Annotated in this window: 15 protein-coding genes; 12 read left to right on the top strand and 3 right to left on the bottom strand. The window is 72.9% G+C overall.

Annotated elements, in window-relative coordinates:
- The first annotated feature begins 6 nt into the window (after positions 1-6).
- The 9 genes from ASF23_RS02215 (at position 7) to ASF23_RS02175 (ending at position 7,823) form a co-directional block, all read left to right on the top strand.
- Positions 7-450, top strand: coding sequence for an SRPBCC family protein (locus ASF23_RS02215; protein WP_055948239.1), 444 nt, complete (start codon positions 7-9; stop codon positions 448-450).
- A 130-nt stretch (positions 451-580) separates the two neighbouring features.
- Positions 581-1,267 (top strand): class I SAM-dependent methyltransferase, encoded by a 687-nt coding sequence (locus ASF23_RS02210; protein ID WP_055948236.1) that lies wholly within the window; start codon positions 581-583, stop codon positions 1,265-1,267.
- 14 nt (positions 1,268-1,281) lie between these two features.
- On the top strand, positions 1,282-1,818 hold the full coding sequence (gene msrA, locus ASF23_RS02205; protein WP_055949119.1) for a peptide-methionine (S)-S-oxide reductase MsrA: 537 nt from the start codon (positions 1,282-1,284) through the stop codon (positions 1,816-1,818).
- Between the two features lie 42 nt (positions 1,819-1,860).
- A complete protein-coding gene (gene mvk / locus ASF23_RS02200; RefSeq protein ID WP_055948234.1) occupies positions 1,861-2,826 on the top strand; it encodes a mevalonate kinase in 966 nt (321 codons plus the stop codon).
- A complete protein-coding gene (mvaD, locus tag ASF23_RS02195; RefSeq protein ID WP_055948231.1) occupies positions 2,823-3,815 on the top strand; it encodes a diphosphomevalonate decarboxylase in 993 nt (330 codons plus the stop codon). The genes mvk and mvaD overlap by 4 nt, the downstream gene beginning before the upstream one ends.
- Positions 3,812-5,041, top strand: a complete 1,230-nt coding sequence (locus ASF23_RS02190) for a phosphomevalonate kinase (protein WP_055948227.1) — start codon at positions 3,812-3,814, stop codon at positions 5,039-5,041. The genes mvaD and ASF23_RS02190 overlap by 4 nt, the downstream gene beginning before the upstream one ends.
- Entirely contained in the window at positions 5,038-6,168 is a 1,131-nt protein-coding gene (locus ASF23_RS02185) for a hydroxymethylglutaryl-CoA reductase (RefSeq protein ID WP_082473715.1), read from the top strand. Before ASF23_RS02190 ends, ASF23_RS02185 begins: the two co-directional genes overlap by 4 nt.
- Positions 6,165-7,355 (top strand): hydroxymethylglutaryl-CoA synthase, encoded by a 1,191-nt coding sequence (locus ASF23_RS02180; RefSeq protein ID WP_055948224.1) that lies wholly within the window; start codon positions 6,165-6,167, stop codon positions 7,353-7,355. Before ASF23_RS02185 ends, ASF23_RS02180 begins: the two co-directional genes overlap by 4 nt.
- Before the next feature lie 153 nt (positions 7,356-7,508).
- Positions 7,509-7,823, top strand: coding sequence for a hypothetical protein (locus ASF23_RS02175; RefSeq protein WP_235510740.1), 315 nt, complete (start codon positions 7,509-7,511; stop codon positions 7,821-7,823).
- Positions 7,824-8,037: 214 nt separating this feature from the next.
- On the opposite strand, the gene ASF23_RS02170 is transcribed toward ASF23_RS02175, so the two are convergent.
- The gene (locus ASF23_RS02170) at positions 8,038-9,537 is read right to left on the bottom strand and encodes an MFS transporter (protein ID WP_055948221.1); all 1,500 of its coding nucleotides are present in this window, start codon (positions 9,535-9,537) and stop codon (positions 8,038-8,040) included.
- 123 nt (positions 9,538-9,660) lie between these two features.
- Here ASF23_RS02170 and ASF23_RS02165 point away from each other — a divergent pair, with 123 nt between their 5' ends.
- Both ASF23_RS02165 and ASF23_RS02160 read left to right on the top strand, forming a co-directional pair.
- Positions 9,661-10,380, top strand: a complete 720-nt coding sequence (locus tag ASF23_RS02165; RefSeq protein WP_055948218.1) for a TetR/AcrR family transcriptional regulator — start codon at positions 9,661-9,663, stop codon at positions 10,378-10,380.
- Between the two features lie 22 nt (positions 10,381-10,402).
- Entirely contained in the window at positions 10,403-11,323 is a 921-nt protein-coding gene (locus ASF23_RS02160) for a hypothetical protein (RefSeq protein WP_055948214.1), read from the top strand.
- Between the two features lie 21 nt (positions 11,324-11,344).
- Here ASF23_RS02160 and ASF23_RS02155 read toward each other — a convergent pair whose 3' ends face one another.
- The gene (locus ASF23_RS02155; protein ID WP_162236678.1) at positions 11,345-11,971 is read right to left on the bottom strand and encodes a DNA alkylation repair protein; all 627 of its coding nucleotides are present in this window, start codon (positions 11,969-11,971) and stop codon (positions 11,345-11,347) included.
- 56 nt (positions 11,972-12,027) lie between these two features.
- Here ASF23_RS02155 and ASF23_RS02150 point away from each other — a divergent pair, with 56 nt between their 5' ends.
- Complete coding sequence (locus ASF23_RS02150; RefSeq protein ID WP_055948207.1) at positions 12,028-13,041, top strand: zinc-ribbon domain-containing protein; 1,014 nt, start codon at positions 12,028-12,030, stop codon at positions 13,039-13,041.
- Between the two features lie 15 nt (positions 13,042-13,056).
- Here the strand turns inward: ASF23_RS02150 and ASF23_RS02145 are convergent, their stop codons facing one another.
- Positions 13,057-13,632 (bottom strand): GIY-YIG nuclease family protein, encoded by a 576-nt coding sequence (locus ASF23_RS02145; RefSeq protein WP_055949108.1) that lies wholly within the window; start codon positions 13,630-13,632, stop codon positions 13,057-13,059.
- Position 13,633: the final 1 nt, after the last annotated feature.

The raw sequence follows: 13,633 nt of genomic DNA, 5'->3' as shown, positions 1-13,633 counted from the left end.
GCCACCATGCAGTTCGTCCGTCGCCGTGTCGTGAAGACCCCGCCGGAGACCGTGTTCGCGGTGCTCGCCGAGGGGTGGCTGTTCCCGAGCTGGGTCGTGGGAGCGTCGCGCATGCGCGGGGTCGAGGGGGACTGGCCCGCCGTCGACTCGCGGATCCACCACTCGTTCGGCGTCTGGCCGTTCGTCGTCGACGACACCACGTCGGTGACCGAGTGGGACCCGCCCCGGCGCGCCGTGTTCACACCGCGGGGGTGGCCGCTCGGCGAGGCCCGTGTCGTGATCGACGTCGAGCCGCACCGGCGTGGCTGCCTCGTCCGGATGGAGGAGCGTGCCGTCAAGGGTCCGGGGACCCTCCTGCCGGACGTGGTGATGTCCGCGCTGGTCCAGGTCCGGAACGGGGAGGCGCTCCGTCGGCTCGGATGGCTCGCCGAGGGCGGCGCCGCCGACTGACGCGCCGCACGCGCTGTCGCCGCACCGGACTGGAGGGACGGTGCGGGCCGGCACCGTGCCTCCCGTCCGGTGTTTGCCGGTCTGGCAACGGGGCGTGCCGATCCTGACCGGGGGTGTGCAGGCTGTGCCCATGGCCCACCACGGACACCACGACACGCGACCCGACTCCGACGACCCGACCACCTACTGGGACGCCCGCTACGGCGAGCAGGACGCGATGTGGCGGTTCCGCCCGAACGCCGTGCTCGCCACGGAGGCAGTCCGGTTCACACCGGGCAGCGCTCTGGACCTCGGTGCCGGCGAGGGCGGGGATGCGCTCTGGCTCGCCGACCGCGGCTGGACCGTCCGCGCGGTCGACATCTCGCGGGTGGCGCTCGACCGGGGTGCCGCCACAGCGCGTGAGCGCGGGCTCGACGGGATGGTCCGCTGGGAGCAGGCCGACCTGACCACGTGGGTCCCGGACGAGACGTTCGACCTCGTCACGTCGCACTTCCTGCACTCGCCGGTCGCGCTCGACGAGGAGGCGATCCTGCGGACCGCGACGACGGCGGTCGCGCCGGGCGGCCACCTGCTCGTCGTCAAGCACGGCGAGGTCCCCGGTGGTGCGCCGGTGCACGCCGGTCGAGTGTTCCCCGGACCGGAGGACGTCGTCGTGCAGCTCGAGCTCGACCCCGCTGCCTGGAGCGTGGACCTCGCCGAGCGACGTCCTCGCGACGCAACACTGCCCGACGGGACGACCGTGCGCACCGAGGACGTCGTCGTGCTCGCGACCCGGACGGCATCCAGGTCCGAGGACGAGGATGGGGAGTCCGCGTGACGAAGGAGCAGAGCATGAGCGACACCACCCACACCACCCAGTCCGAGACCGCGATCCTCGCCGGCGGCTGCTTCTGGGGCGCGCAGGAACTCCTGCGACGCCGGCCGGGCATCATCTCCACCCGCGTCGGGTACAGCGGCGGCGACACCCCGAACGCGACCTACCGGAACCACGGCGACCACGCCGAAGCCGTCGAGGTGGTCTTCGACCCGAGCGTCATCACCTACCGCGAGATCCTCGAGTTCCTGTTCCAGATCCACGACCCGTCGACGCGCGACCGTCAGGGGAACGACGTCGGTCGTGCCTACCGCTCGGCGATCTTCTACCGGTCCGAGGAGCAGCACCAGACGGCGCTCGACACCATCGCCGACGTGGACGCCTCCGGACTCTGGCCGGGCAAGGTCGTCACCGAGGTCGAGCCGGCCGGGGACTTCTGGGAGGCCGAGCCGGAGCACCAGGACTACCTGATCAAGCACCCGCACGGCTACACCTGCCACTTCGTCCGTCCGAACTGGCGCCTGCCGAAGCGCGCGGAGGTCTCGGCCGGCTGATCCCCGGCGTCGGAGGGTGTTGTTAGGCTCGCTCCACATCTGATGACGAACCACCACACACTCCACAGCAGCCCCGCACGGACCGGTCGGTCCTCGACGCACGGCAAGGCGATCCTCCTCGGCGAACACGCTGTGCTCTACGGAGCACCCGCGATCGCCCTCCCGGTCACCGACCTCGTGGTGCGAGCGGAGGCGACTGCGGCGCACGACGAGCACCACCTGACCTCGACGGTGCACACGGGGCCATTCGACACCGCTCCCGCTGCGGTCCTGCCGACCGTGACGGCCGTGCTCGCGACGCTCCGGCACCTCGGCGCCACCGACGAACGCATCCACGTGTCGGTCGACAGCACCGTGCCGACCGCTCGCGGTCTCGGGTCGAGCGCCGCCGTCGCCGGGGCCGTCTCCGCCGCGGTCGCCGACGCACTCGGGCTCTCGCTCAGCACCGAGGAGCGGTTCGCCCTCGTGCAGGAGTGCGAGCGGATCGCACACGGCACGGCGAGCGGTCTCGACGCCCGAGCGGTCGTCGCCGACGGTCCGGTGTGGATCGAGGGCGGCATCACCACGCCCCTCCCGGTCGCGGGCCCGTTCGTGTTCGTCGTCGCGGACACCGGTGTGCCAGGCCACACCCGCGAAGCCGTCGCGCGCGTGCGCGAACGACACGACCGGGATCCGCGGACCGTCGAGGACCTCGTCGGACGCATCGGCATGCTCGCCCTCGGAGCCCGTGACCTGCTCGCCGCGGGTGACGCCGCACGGCTCGGCACCGCGATGGACAGCGCGCACGAGATGCTCGGTGCGCTCGGCGTCTCGAGCCCCGAACTCGACAACCTCGTCATCGCCGCGCGGGGTGCCGGGGCCCTCGGTGCGAAGCTGACCGGCGGAGGCCGCGGCGGGTGCGTGCTCGTGCTCGCGTCGGACACCGACCACGCCGAGCGGATCGCGGGTACTCTCCTCGGGGCCGGTGCCGCCGACACCTGGACCACGCTGATCGGAGCTCCCGCATGACGACCGCCACTGCTCGTGCGCACCCGAACATCGCGCTCGTGAAGTACTGGGGCAAGGCCGACGAACGCCTCGCGCTCCCCGCGACGGGCAGCCTCTCGATGACCCTCGACGTGTTCCCGACGACGACGACGGTGACGGTCGACGACGGAGCCGGTGCCGGCCGGGAGGCCCGTGACCGGTTCGTCCTCGACGGTCGCGTCGACGACGGTGCACAGCTGGAGCGGGTCACCCGCTTCCTCGACCTCGTCCGCGAGCTCGCCGGCACGGACGCCCGTGCGAGCGTCGTCTCGCAGAACACCGTGCCGACCGGGGCCGGACTGGCATCCTCGGCGTCGGGCTTCGCCGCCCTCGCGACCGCTGCGGCCGCCGCCTACGGACTCGACCTCGACGTCGCGGCCCTCAGCCGCCTCGCCCGGCGCGGATCCGGGTCCGCCACCAGGTCGATCCCCGGCGGTGTCGCGGTCTGGCACGCGGGTCACGACGACGTCACCTCGTTCGCGGAGTCGGTCGAGGCCCCGCCGATGGCCATGGTCGTCGTGACCATCGACGCCGCAGAGAAGGCGGTGTCGAGCCGCGAGGCGATGCGCCGCACCATCGCGACCTCGCCGTTCTACCCGGCGTGGGTCACCTCGACCGCAGCGACCCTCGACGCGATGACCGCAGCGTGCGCCGCGGGGGACTTCACCCGGGTCGGCGAGATCACCGAGAGCAACGCACTCCGCATGCACGCGACGATCCAGGGCGCCGAGCCGCCGATCCGGTACCTGACCGCCCGGAGCGTCGCGGTGTTCGACGCCGTGGCGGCGCTCCGTGCGTCCGGGGTCGAGGCCTACGCGACCGCGGACGCCGGCCCGAACGTGGTCGTGCTCACCCGTCCGGAGGACCGGGACCGCGTCACGGGCGCCCTCGCCGACCTCGGAACCGTCATCGCCTCGGGCACCGGTCCCGGTTCGCACCTGCTCCCCGACGCCGTGGCGGCCACCGCATGACGGCGGGGGCGACGGACTCCACGCCGATCATCGTGAGTGCGCCCGGCAAGCTCTTCATCGCGGGGGAGTACGCCGTCGTGGAGCCCGGCCAGCCATCGGTCCTCGTCGCGCTCGACCGCTCGATCACGGTGCGGTTGACCGAGGCGCACGGCGCGGGGAGCGTCCTGTCCGAGGGCAGCTCCGACACCGGTGACCAGGGCCAGCAGCCGCTCGTCTGGACCCGCGACGCCGACGGGCTGAGCATCGACCGCGAGCGGCACTCCTACGACTACGTGATGGCCGTCATCGAGGTGGCCGAACGGCTCCGTGACGAGCGTGGCATCACCCCGAGGTTCTCCGACCTCCGGATCGCGAGTGAGCTCGACGACGCGAGCGGTCGGAAGTTCGGGCTCGGCTCGTCCGCCGCCGTCACCGTCGCCACGGTCGCCGCCCTCGACGTGTTCCACGGCCTCGGCCTGACGCTCCGCGAGCGCTACCAGCTCGCGCTCCTCGCCACCGTGCAGGTCAACCCGACCGCGTCCGGCGGCGACCTCGCGGCGAGCACGTACGGCGGGTGGATCCGGTATAGCGCTCCCGACCGCGTCCGGCTCCGCACCCTGCTCCGCGACCACACCGTGTCCGATCTGCTGGACCACGCGGACGCCTGGGACGGGCTGTCGATCACGCGCCTGGACCCTCCGGGGCACCTGCGGCTGCTCGTGGGGTGGACGGGCTCGCCGGCCTCGACGACCCGGCTCGTCGACATCGTCCAGCGCCACCGCGCCGACGCCGAGCTCCGGACCGGAGCCGACGCCGACGCCGACGCTGCGACCGGTGCCGACGCTGCGACCGGTGCCGACGCTGCCACCGGCCTCGACTACCCGGCGTTCCTGTCGGCCAGCCGGAGCGCCGTCGACGACCTGGTCACGGGCCTCCAGTCCGACGCCCCGCTCGCGCTCGACGCGATCCGGCGCGCACGCGGGCTCCTGCAGCGTCTCGGCGCCGACGTCGGTTCGTCCATCGAGACCGAGCCCCTGGCCACCCTCTGCGACATCGCCGAGGCTGCCGGCGCGGCCGCCAAGCCGTCCGGTGCCGGTGGTGGCGACTGCGGCATCGTCCTCGTGCCGGACGAGGTCGACCCCGCGCAGATCCTCCGCGCGTGGGAAGTCCACGACATCCGGCACCTCACCGTCTCCGTGCACCCGTCGACCGACGCCGTGCCCCTGCCAGAAAGTCCCCGTCGATGACCCCTGACGACACCGTCCCCGCGGAGACTGCGGACACCGCCGCTGCTCCGGCGAACCCGAAGCGCGGCACCACGCCGATCCCGACCAGGTGGGTCGGCCCGATCCGCCTGAGCGGCAACGCCGTCGAGGGCGAGCTCGATGTTCCGCTCGCCACCTACGAGTCACCGCTCTGGCCGTCCGTCGGCCGCGGCGCACTCATCTCGCGGCAGGTGCCGGGCGGCATCGTCGCGACGGTCGTCGACGAGCGGATGACCCGCTCGGTGCTCCTCCGTGCCTCCGGTGCGGCGGCGGCCCTCGTGGCGTCCCGCGCGGTCACCGAGCGGTTCGACGACCTGGCCGCCGTCGTCCGCGGGCAGAGCCGGTTCGCCGAGCTCATCGAGGTCCACCCCGAGATCGTCGGCGACCTGCTGTTCCTCCGGTTCGCGTTCACGACGGGTGACGCGTCGGGCCACAACATGGTGACGCAGGCGGCGGACGTCCTGCTCGCGACCATCCTCGAGTGGCGGCCCGAGCTCCGGTACCTGTCGGTGTCCGGCAACTTCTGCTCCGACAAGAAGGCCACCGCGGTCAACGGCATCCTCGGGCGCGGGCGGAGCGTCGTCGCCGAGATCGTCGTGCCGGGCGAACTCGTCGAGCGGCGGTTGCACACCACGACCGCGCGGATCGTCGAGCTGAACGTCGCCAAGAACCTCATCGGGTCCACCATCGCCGGGGCCCTCCGCTCCGCGAACGCGCACTACGCGAACATGCTGCTCGGCTTCTACCTGGCGACGGGTCAGGACGCGGCGAACATCGTCGAGGGGTCGCAGGGCATCACCACCGCCGAAGACCGCGACGGCGACCTGTACTTCTCGTGCACCATCCCGCACCTCATCGTCGGCACGGTCGGCAACGGCAAGGACCTGCCGGTGGTCGAGGACGCCCTGCTGCGACTGGGCTGCCGCGAGGACCGGGAACCGGGCGCGAACGCACGGCGACTCGCCGCGATCGGCGCCGCGGCGGTGCTCTGCGGCGAGCTGTCGCTCCTCGCCGCGCAGACCAACCCCGGCGAGCTGATGGCGGCGCACGTCCGCCTCGAACGGTCGGGTGGGACGGCTCCGGCCGCGTCGGACGGGAGTCGCGCATGAGCGGGTCGAACGCCGTGGGTCCCACGCGGATCGGCATCCAGGACCTGGCGATCGCGACCGGGCATCACGTGCTCGACCTCGACGACCTCGCCGCCGCCTCCGGGGTCGACCCGGCGAAGTACCACGTCGGGATCGGCCAGGACACCTTCAGTGTGCCGGCCGCGGACGAGGACGTCGTGACCATCGCCGCGACCGCCGCCGCCGAGCTCCTCGCGCGCACCGGCACCGACGGCATCCGCACGGTGTTCTTCGCGACGGAGACCGGCGTCGACCAGTCGAAGTCCGCCGGCATGTTCGTGCACGGACTCCTCGGACTGCCCTCGTCGTGTCGCGTCGTGGAGTTCAAGCAGGCTTGTTACGGCGGGACCGCTGCGCTCCAGGCAGCGATCGGCATCGTCGCCCGGGACCCCCGTGAGCGGGTGCTCGTCATCGCGAGCGACGTCGCACGGTACGACCTCGAGTCGGCCGCGGAGCCGACGCAGGGTGCCGGGGCCGTGGCGATGCTCGTCGCGGCGGATCCCGACCTCGTGGAGCTCGAGTCGGTGTCCGGGCTGTACTCGGCCGACGTCGACGACTTCTGGCGTCCGAACGACCGCTCGACCGCCCTCGTGGAGGGCCGACTCTCGGTCTCCGCGTACGTCGACGCCTACCTCGGCGCCTGGGACGACCTCGTGTCGCGCGGGGGTCCCGGCATCGCGGAGATCGACCGCTACGTGCACCACCAGCCGTTCACGAAGATGGCGCTCAAGGCCCAGCGACGGTTCGCCAAGCACACCGGACTGGCCTTCGAGGACGCCGACCTCGCCCTCGGCATGACCTACAACCGACGGACCGGGAACACCTACACGGCGTCGCTGTTCTTCGCGCTGGCGGCGCTCCTCGACCTCGACGACGACCTCGCGGGGCGTCGGGTGGCGATGTTCAGCTACGGTTCGGGCAGCGTCGGGGAGCTCATGACGGGTGTCGTGGCACCCGGCTACCGCGAGGTCCGTCGGGCCGAGCGGGAGCGGACGGCCGCGATGCTCGACGACCGCGTGCCCATCGACGTCCGGTCCTACCGCGAGCTGCACGCGACGACGGTGACCGGGAGTGTCGACACCGAGCGCCCGCGCGTGACGACGGCCCCGTTCCGGTTCGCCGGGGTCCGGGGCGGCGCACGGCGGTACGAGCGCACCACCGAGGGGTGAGCACCCGGCGCCCTGCACGCCGGCCCCGGCGCACCGCCTGCTGCCCGCCGGCCCCCGACGGCCGTTGAGACGTGCCGGAGTGTCGAGTCTGAACCCCCGACCCGACACTTCGGCACGTCTCGAACCGTGGCCGGGAGCGCCTAGGCTGCTCCCGTGGAACCAGTGCTGCCCTCGGGGACGACCAAGCGACGCATCGAGCTCAGACTGCGACGGCCGCTCGTCACCTGGTTCGCCCGTCCGACGGTCGTGATCGACGGTGTCGGACAGCCGGCGCAGTGGGGGACCGGCACGTGGGCGGTGCCCGACGACGGTGGCACCGAGCTCGGGGTGTACCTGTACAACCGCGCGTGGCGGTTCGGCACGGCGAGCATCCGGATCGGTGTGGCCGGTTCACGACCCGAGATCATCGAGTACCGCGCGGGCCTGCTGCCGATCGGCCCGGGGCGGATGACGGGGCAGTCGGACTGACCCAGGAGACCTGGCGTGCGCGGTCCGCTCGGCCTGACGAGGCGGTCACCACTGCCGGACTGGAGGTGGTGCGCACGAGCCGAGCCGCGCCTCCCGTCCGCAGCGTGGTCACCACTGCCGGACTGGAGGCGGTGCGCACCAGCCGAGCCGTGCCTCCCGTCCGCAGCGCGGTCACCACCCGCGGGCATGGCGCGACGTTCGCGACCCGCTCGGCTCATGCGTCGACGGTCGTCGGCTCCGGCTCGGCCGGGGCGACGCCGTGCTCGACACGGGCAGCGCGAGCCCGGGTCGTCGCCCAGAGGACGAGCGCTCCGGCGAGTGCCGTGAGGCCGAAGCCGGCGATGGTGATCCCCTCGCGGAACGCCCCGGTCTGGGCGGTCGTCCAGTCCCCGGAGGTGATGTCACCGGTGAACAGGACGGCGAGCACCGTCCCGACGATCGCGATGCCGACGGCCGAGGTGACCTCGGACGCGGTGTCGACGAGCGCCGCCCCGATCGACGTACGGTCGGACGGCAGGCCCGTCATCACCCGCACGCCCGAGACGACGCCGACGACGCGCATGCCGGCCGCCACGAGCACGAGGGCGACCACCACCCACCCGTAGCCGAAGCGGCCGAGGCCGGCGTCGACCGCGAGCCCGGCCACGACGCTCATCGCGGCGACGGCGGCTGCGCGGTCGATGCCGACCCGCGCGACGAAGCGGCTGACGAACGGTCCGCTCCCGAGCAGCACCACCACCTGCGGCAGGAGGCCGATCGCCGCGAGCGCCGGGGTCCAGCCCCAGTCGAGCTGCAGCTGGAGCGTGACCATGTAGCCGAGACCCGCGGTCGCGAGCCCGGACGCGGCCCTGAACCCCAGGCCGCTCGCCACGAGTGGCCGCGCGAGGAGTGTGAGGTCGAGCAGCGGGTGCGCGGCCGAGCGCTCCCGACGGACGAAGAACGCTCCTGCCGCGGCGGCGAGCACGGCGACGACCCACGGGACCCAGGAACCGACGCCGCGTTCGACGAACAGCGTCGGTGCGACGAGGGCGAGCACGATCGTGACCGTGCCGAGGACACCGCCACCGATGTCCGCGGGATCGCGGTGCATGTCCGCGCTGTCGTCGGCGGCGATGCCCGTGCGGATGCCGACGAACGCGAGGACCGCGATCGGCACGTTCACCAGGAGCAGCACCTGCCACGGTGCGACGGCCAGCACGAAGCCGCCGACCGTGGGCCCGACGGCGAGGCCGACGAGCCCCACGGTCGAGATGAGCGTCATCGCCCGGACGCGGAGGCCCTCGGTCCGGAACAGGCGGAACGCCAGGGAGATCGACCCGGGCGTGGTCATCGCGGCGGCGACACCCATCACCGCGCGGACCGCGACGAGCTGTCCGACGTCGGTCACGAACGCGGTCGCGAGGCTGGCGAGTCCGAGCAGGACGAGACCCGCGAGCATGACACGGCGGCGGCCGATCCGGTCGGCGACGGCTCCGAACACGAGCATCAGCCCGCCGAACACCACCGCGTAGGCGTTCGTCACCCACTGGAGGCCGAGGGTCCCGGCGTGCAGGTCCCGGCCGATGGTGGGGAGGGCGACGGTGAGGATCGAGTTGTCGAGCATCTCGAAGAGGAACACCGCGGAGAGTCCGGCGAGCGCGATCCAGGAGTCGCGGAGGCGAGGGTCAGCGGCGGAGGTCTGGTCCGGGGTCGTGGTGCCGATGGGCGTGGTCATGGGGGTCCGTTCCGGGTCGGTCGTCGTCCGCGGCGGTGAGTTCGTCGCAGTGTCGAACGCTGTTCGTTAACGAACACTGTTCTACTCACGAACGGTGTTCGCGTCAAGTGGTACGGTTCTCGGATGACCGAGCAGGAGCGTCCGGACGTCGGACGATGGGCCGAGCGCATCTCGACCGGCGAGACGACCGCGCCGGAGCCCCGGCGACCGCGCGCACCGATAACGGCTCGACGGATCGTCGACACGGCGCTCGACGTGATCGCGACCGAGGGCTACGACGCGCTGACGATGCGTCGTGTGGCGTCCGCACTCGGGACCGGCCCCGCGTCGCTGTACGCGCACGTGCGGAACAAGGCCGACCTCGACGACCTGCTGATCGGGACGCTCTGCGCCCGCGTCGCACTGCCGGAACCCGACCCGACCCGGTGGCGGGCACAGGTCCTCGAGGTCTGTGCGGCCGTTCGCGACGAGTACCTCCGGTACCCGGGGATCTCGCGAGCGACGCTGTCGGCCGCGCCCACCGGAGTCGACGTGCTCCGCCTCGGGGAGGGACTCCTCGCGATCATGCTCGCAGGCGGAGTGCCCCCGCGGGCGGCGGCATGGGCGAGCGACGCCGCGATCCTCTACGTCGGCGCCTACAGCTCGGAGCTGTCGTTCCGCACCCGGACGGACGCGCCCGATCAGCGGACGGTCGTCGATCGGCTGCGCGAGCTCCCCGCGGACCGCTTCCCGAACACCGTCGCCCATGCGGACGACCTCGGCGCGGGTGTCGGCCACGAGCGGTTCGTGTTCACGGTCGGGCTCCTCCTCGACGGGCTCGGCGCGGCGCCGTCGGACGACTAGGATCTCGGCAAGGGGGTATTTCATGTTCTGGGGAGATGCGGGCCGGCGAGCCCGACGATGGTCGACACTCGTCGCGGCCGGGGCGTTGGTCACGATGCTGGGCGGCTGTTCGCTGTTCGCGCCGCACACCGGGCCGCTGTCCGCATCGACCGGCACGCCGTCCGCGAGCTCGACACGGACGCCGTCGGCCTCAGCGCCCGGGTCCGGGTCGCTCGACGGATCCGCGACCCCGACACCCCTCGTGCCCGAGCCCGAGAGCACACCGATGCCGAGCCCGACACTGACGCAGATCAGCGCCGGCACCGTGGTCGCCGAGGGGGACGTCGCGTCGCCCAAGGGCAGCGTGCACTTCCACTACCGGGTCGTGGCGAACGGCGACGCGACCTTCTCGACGCAGTTCTCCGGCTTCACCTCGACGCTGCCGGTACCCGTGTCCGCCACGCTCCTCGACCTCGCCCCGAAGGTCGGGGACGGTCTCACCTCGCACGGCGTCGGCGACCACCAGCTCGGCGGTCCCACCACGACGGCCGCGGCGCCGTCGTCCGCGGCGCTCGAGGGTGTCGGACACGACCCGTCGTCCCTCGGCACACTCGTGACCTACTCGTCGGCGTCGTCGGACCCGAGCATCCCGGTCGAGATCGGTCCGGACAAGGTGCTCGCGGTGGACACCGTCCGGTGGTCGATCCCGGTGCGGCAGTCGAACGTCCATCCGGTCGAGGGTGCTGCCGGTCCGTACGCGTACGGTGTCGTGACCGCCACGACGGCCTCCGGAGCCCCGAAGTCATACCTCGTGGCGCACGGCGACCGCGCGGTCGTCGTCGCGAAGCGCTTCGGGATCTCGGTCCAGGACCTCGTGTGGCTGAACGCGGACGTCGAGGTCTTCGGGCAGCAGCAGTACCTGCTCGAGGGCACGACGCTGAACCTCGACCCGGACAGTCTCTGACGGGCGGACGGTGCGAGTCGGTCAGATGGCGTAGCGCTCCCGTTCGACCGGTCCCAGGTGCTCGATCGCGGCCGTCCGGGTCGCCGGTCGCATCATCGTGGCGTACCGGTCGAGGAACGCCAGCAGTGCGTCGTGATCGGCCCGCTTCCCGACCTCCCGGAGCACGAGTCCGACGGCGGTCTGCACGTCGTCGCCTCGCTCGCGGACCAGCCGGCCCGCGATGTCGAGGCTCGTCGAGGCATCACCGCGTTTGACGAACGACAGCGTCGCCATCACGGCGGCTCGTCGCACCCACACGACGTCGCTCTTCGCGAGCGCGAACATCGCGTTCCGCGGCCGGTCCACGTACCACTCGCCGACGATCTGCTCGGCTCCGAGGTCCACGAGCTCACGGCTGTCGAGGCGTTCGGCGCGCGCCGCGTCGAGCCAGCGCTCGAGCACCGCCGCCCGGGTCGCGTCGTCGCCCGCGCGGAACCGCTGGACGAGCGCCAGGACGGCGACGAGCCGGAGTCCGTGCGCCTCGCTCCACAGCAGGTCGTCGACGGTGGCGTCGTCGATGGTGCCGACCGAGCGGGCCACCCGACGCGCGGCGGCGAGGTCCTCCGGCACTGCGGCGGTCAGACGGTCGAGGACGCTGCGGGGAGCCACCACAGCAGTATGCCCCCGGTCCGCCCGGTGACGGTGGTCCGTCGTACGCTGCCGCCGTGCCCGAGCCGATCGAGATGTGGTGGGCGCGACGCCAGTGGTCGCGCGCCCTCGCCGAGCCCTACGCCGTCGGCGAGTTCCGGGACGCCTGGGCCGCGTACCCGATCCTGGTGCGCCAGTACCACCCGGACCTCAACCACTGGATCGTGCTCACGCAGGTCCCGCCCGCGGCCGACGTGTACCTGACGTGGGAGTGCGACGCCGGTCACCGGTTCGTCGCGACACCGGGGGAGCAGCGTGCGCGCCCCGGGCGGGAGCGACGTCGGTCGTCGTGGTGTCCGGACTGCGTGGCGACGGCCAGGCCGGGGTCGACGACCGTGGTGCGCGCGGCGGCGGAGGCATGGGCCGCGCTCGGCGCGCGCGTGCCGTCCCGCGACGACGGACGGGAGGCACGACCCACCTCCGTCACGCCGCACGCCCCCGCCTCGACCTCCGTCCCGACGGCCGCGCGTCCGGACCTCTCGTCCGTCCCGATCCCGGACGGCGTGCCCGCGCGACCGATCACCGGACGCGCGCGGTCCCGTGGGACCGAACCCCGGGCCTCCCGTCCGGTCTGCGACCGCACGCCGGCGCTCCCGGTGGGGGAGTCGTTCGCGAGTGCCTGCGCGCCGGCACCGGCGTCGGCGGTGGAGGCGCAGCTCCGCGCGGACCTCGCCGCGCGCCTCGAGTCGACCGAGGGACACACCGCGGTGCGCATCGGTCGGCCGTTCTTCGACCATGTCGAGGCCTGGCCGGACATCCTGTTGCCAGAGCTGCGGGTCGCGGTGGAGTGGGACTCGACCGGACGGCACGGGCTCGAGCACGTCGGACGCCGCGAGGAGGCGGACCGGCGGAAGGACCGCGTGGTGCGCGCGGCGGGCTGGGAGGTCGTGCGGATCCGTACCGGGCGACTCGAGCCGCTCGGACCGTACGACCTGACGATGTCGGGACTCACCCGGCAGACCGTCCCCCGGCTGCTCGACGCACTCCGGGACATCCGTGGCCCGTTCCTCGTCGACGCGTACCTGCGCTGAGGGCGGTTCGCCGAATCAGCCGCGGAGAGCGAGCGCCTCGCTCCGCCAGCGTGCGTGCAGCGCCCACGGGTCGGGGTGCCCTGCCGCCAGGATGCGGATGTGTTCGTCGAGTTCCGGGTTCGCCGCGAACCACTCGGTCCCGGGGAACCGGTACGCCGCGAACCGGACGTGTCGGGCGTGTTCCAGGGTCCGATCGCCGCGCTCGAAGGCGAGGAGATCCTGGTGCCAGAGCCGCGCGAGCCGCTGGCGGGGGTTCGCGGTGGTGCCGATCTTGATGCGGTCGTCGAACCGGATGTAGTACACGACGTCGACGCGCGGCGGCGGGAGCTCGTCGTCCGGCACCGTGCCGAAGCGCCACTCGCAGACGGCGCAGACCCACGCGCTCGGGTACCGGACGCCGACGCGCGAACCGCACGCGCCGCAGGGTGCGGGGAGCGTGTCCTGCATGCCGTGCTCGCGGTCCGAGAAGTCCCTGGCGATCTCGAGGTGCTGCTCGCAGAGCGGCACGGGGCTGCCCGCCGGGACGGGCCCGGGGCACGGAGCGTCCGAGCGCGAGCCGCGGCAGGTCTCGAGGCGCGAGCGCGATGTCATG

The sequence above is a fragment of the Curtobacterium sp. Leaf261 genome (genome assembly GCF_001422205.1).
Lineage (GTDB): Bacteria > Actinomycetota > Actinomycetes > Actinomycetales > Microbacteriaceae > Curtobacterium.
The sequence above is the reverse complement of the archived record's forward strand: the minus strand, read 5'-3'. Positions and strand labels throughout refer to the sequence as shown.

What these genes read in the sequence shown, in the direction of transcription:
- ASF23_RS02215 (WP_055948239.1), top strand. Translation starts at nt 7, where the DNA reads ATGCAGTTCGTCCGTCGCCGTGTCGTGAAGACCCCGCCGGAGACCGTG.
- ASF23_RS02210 (WP_055948236.1), top strand. Translation starts at nt 581, where the DNA reads ATGGCCCACCACGGACACCACGACACGCGACCCGACTCCGACGACCCG.
- msrA (WP_055949119.1), top strand. Translation starts at nt 1,282, where the DNA reads ATGAGCGACACCACCCACACCACCCAGTCCGAGACCGCGATCCTCGCC.
- mvk (WP_055948234.1), top strand. Translation starts at nt 1,861, where the DNA reads ATGACGAACCACCACACACTCCACAGCAGCCCCGCACGGACCGGTCGG.
- mvaD (WP_055948231.1), top strand. Translation starts at nt 2,823, where the DNA reads ATGACGACCGCCACTGCTCGTGCGCACCCGAACATCGCGCTCGTGAAG.
- ASF23_RS02190 (WP_055948227.1), top strand. Translation starts at nt 3,812, where the DNA reads ATGACGGCGGGGGCGACGGACTCCACGCCGATCATCGTGAGTGCGCCC.
- ASF23_RS02185 (WP_082473715.1), top strand. Translation starts at nt 5,038, where the DNA reads ATGACCCCTGACGACACCGTCCCCGCGGAGACTGCGGACACCGCCGCT.
- ASF23_RS02180 (WP_055948224.1), top strand. Translation starts at nt 6,165, where the DNA reads ATGAGCGGGTCGAACGCCGTGGGTCCCACGCGGATCGGCATCCAGGAC.
- ASF23_RS02170 (WP_055948221.1), bottom strand. Translation starts at nt 9,537, where the DNA reads ATGACCACGCCCATCGGCACCACGACCCCGGACCAGACCTCCGCCGCT.
- ASF23_RS02165 (WP_055948218.1), top strand. Translation starts at nt 9,661, where the DNA reads ATGACCGAGCAGGAGCGTCCGGACGTCGGACGATGGGCCGAGCGCATC.
- ASF23_RS02160 (WP_055948214.1), top strand. Translation starts at nt 10,403, where the DNA reads ATGTTCTGGGGAGATGCGGGCCGGCGAGCCCGACGATGGTCGACACTC.
- ASF23_RS02145 (WP_055949108.1), bottom strand. Translation starts at nt 13,632, where the DNA reads ATGACATCGCGCTCGCGCCTCGAGACCTGCCGCGGCTCGCGCTCGGAC.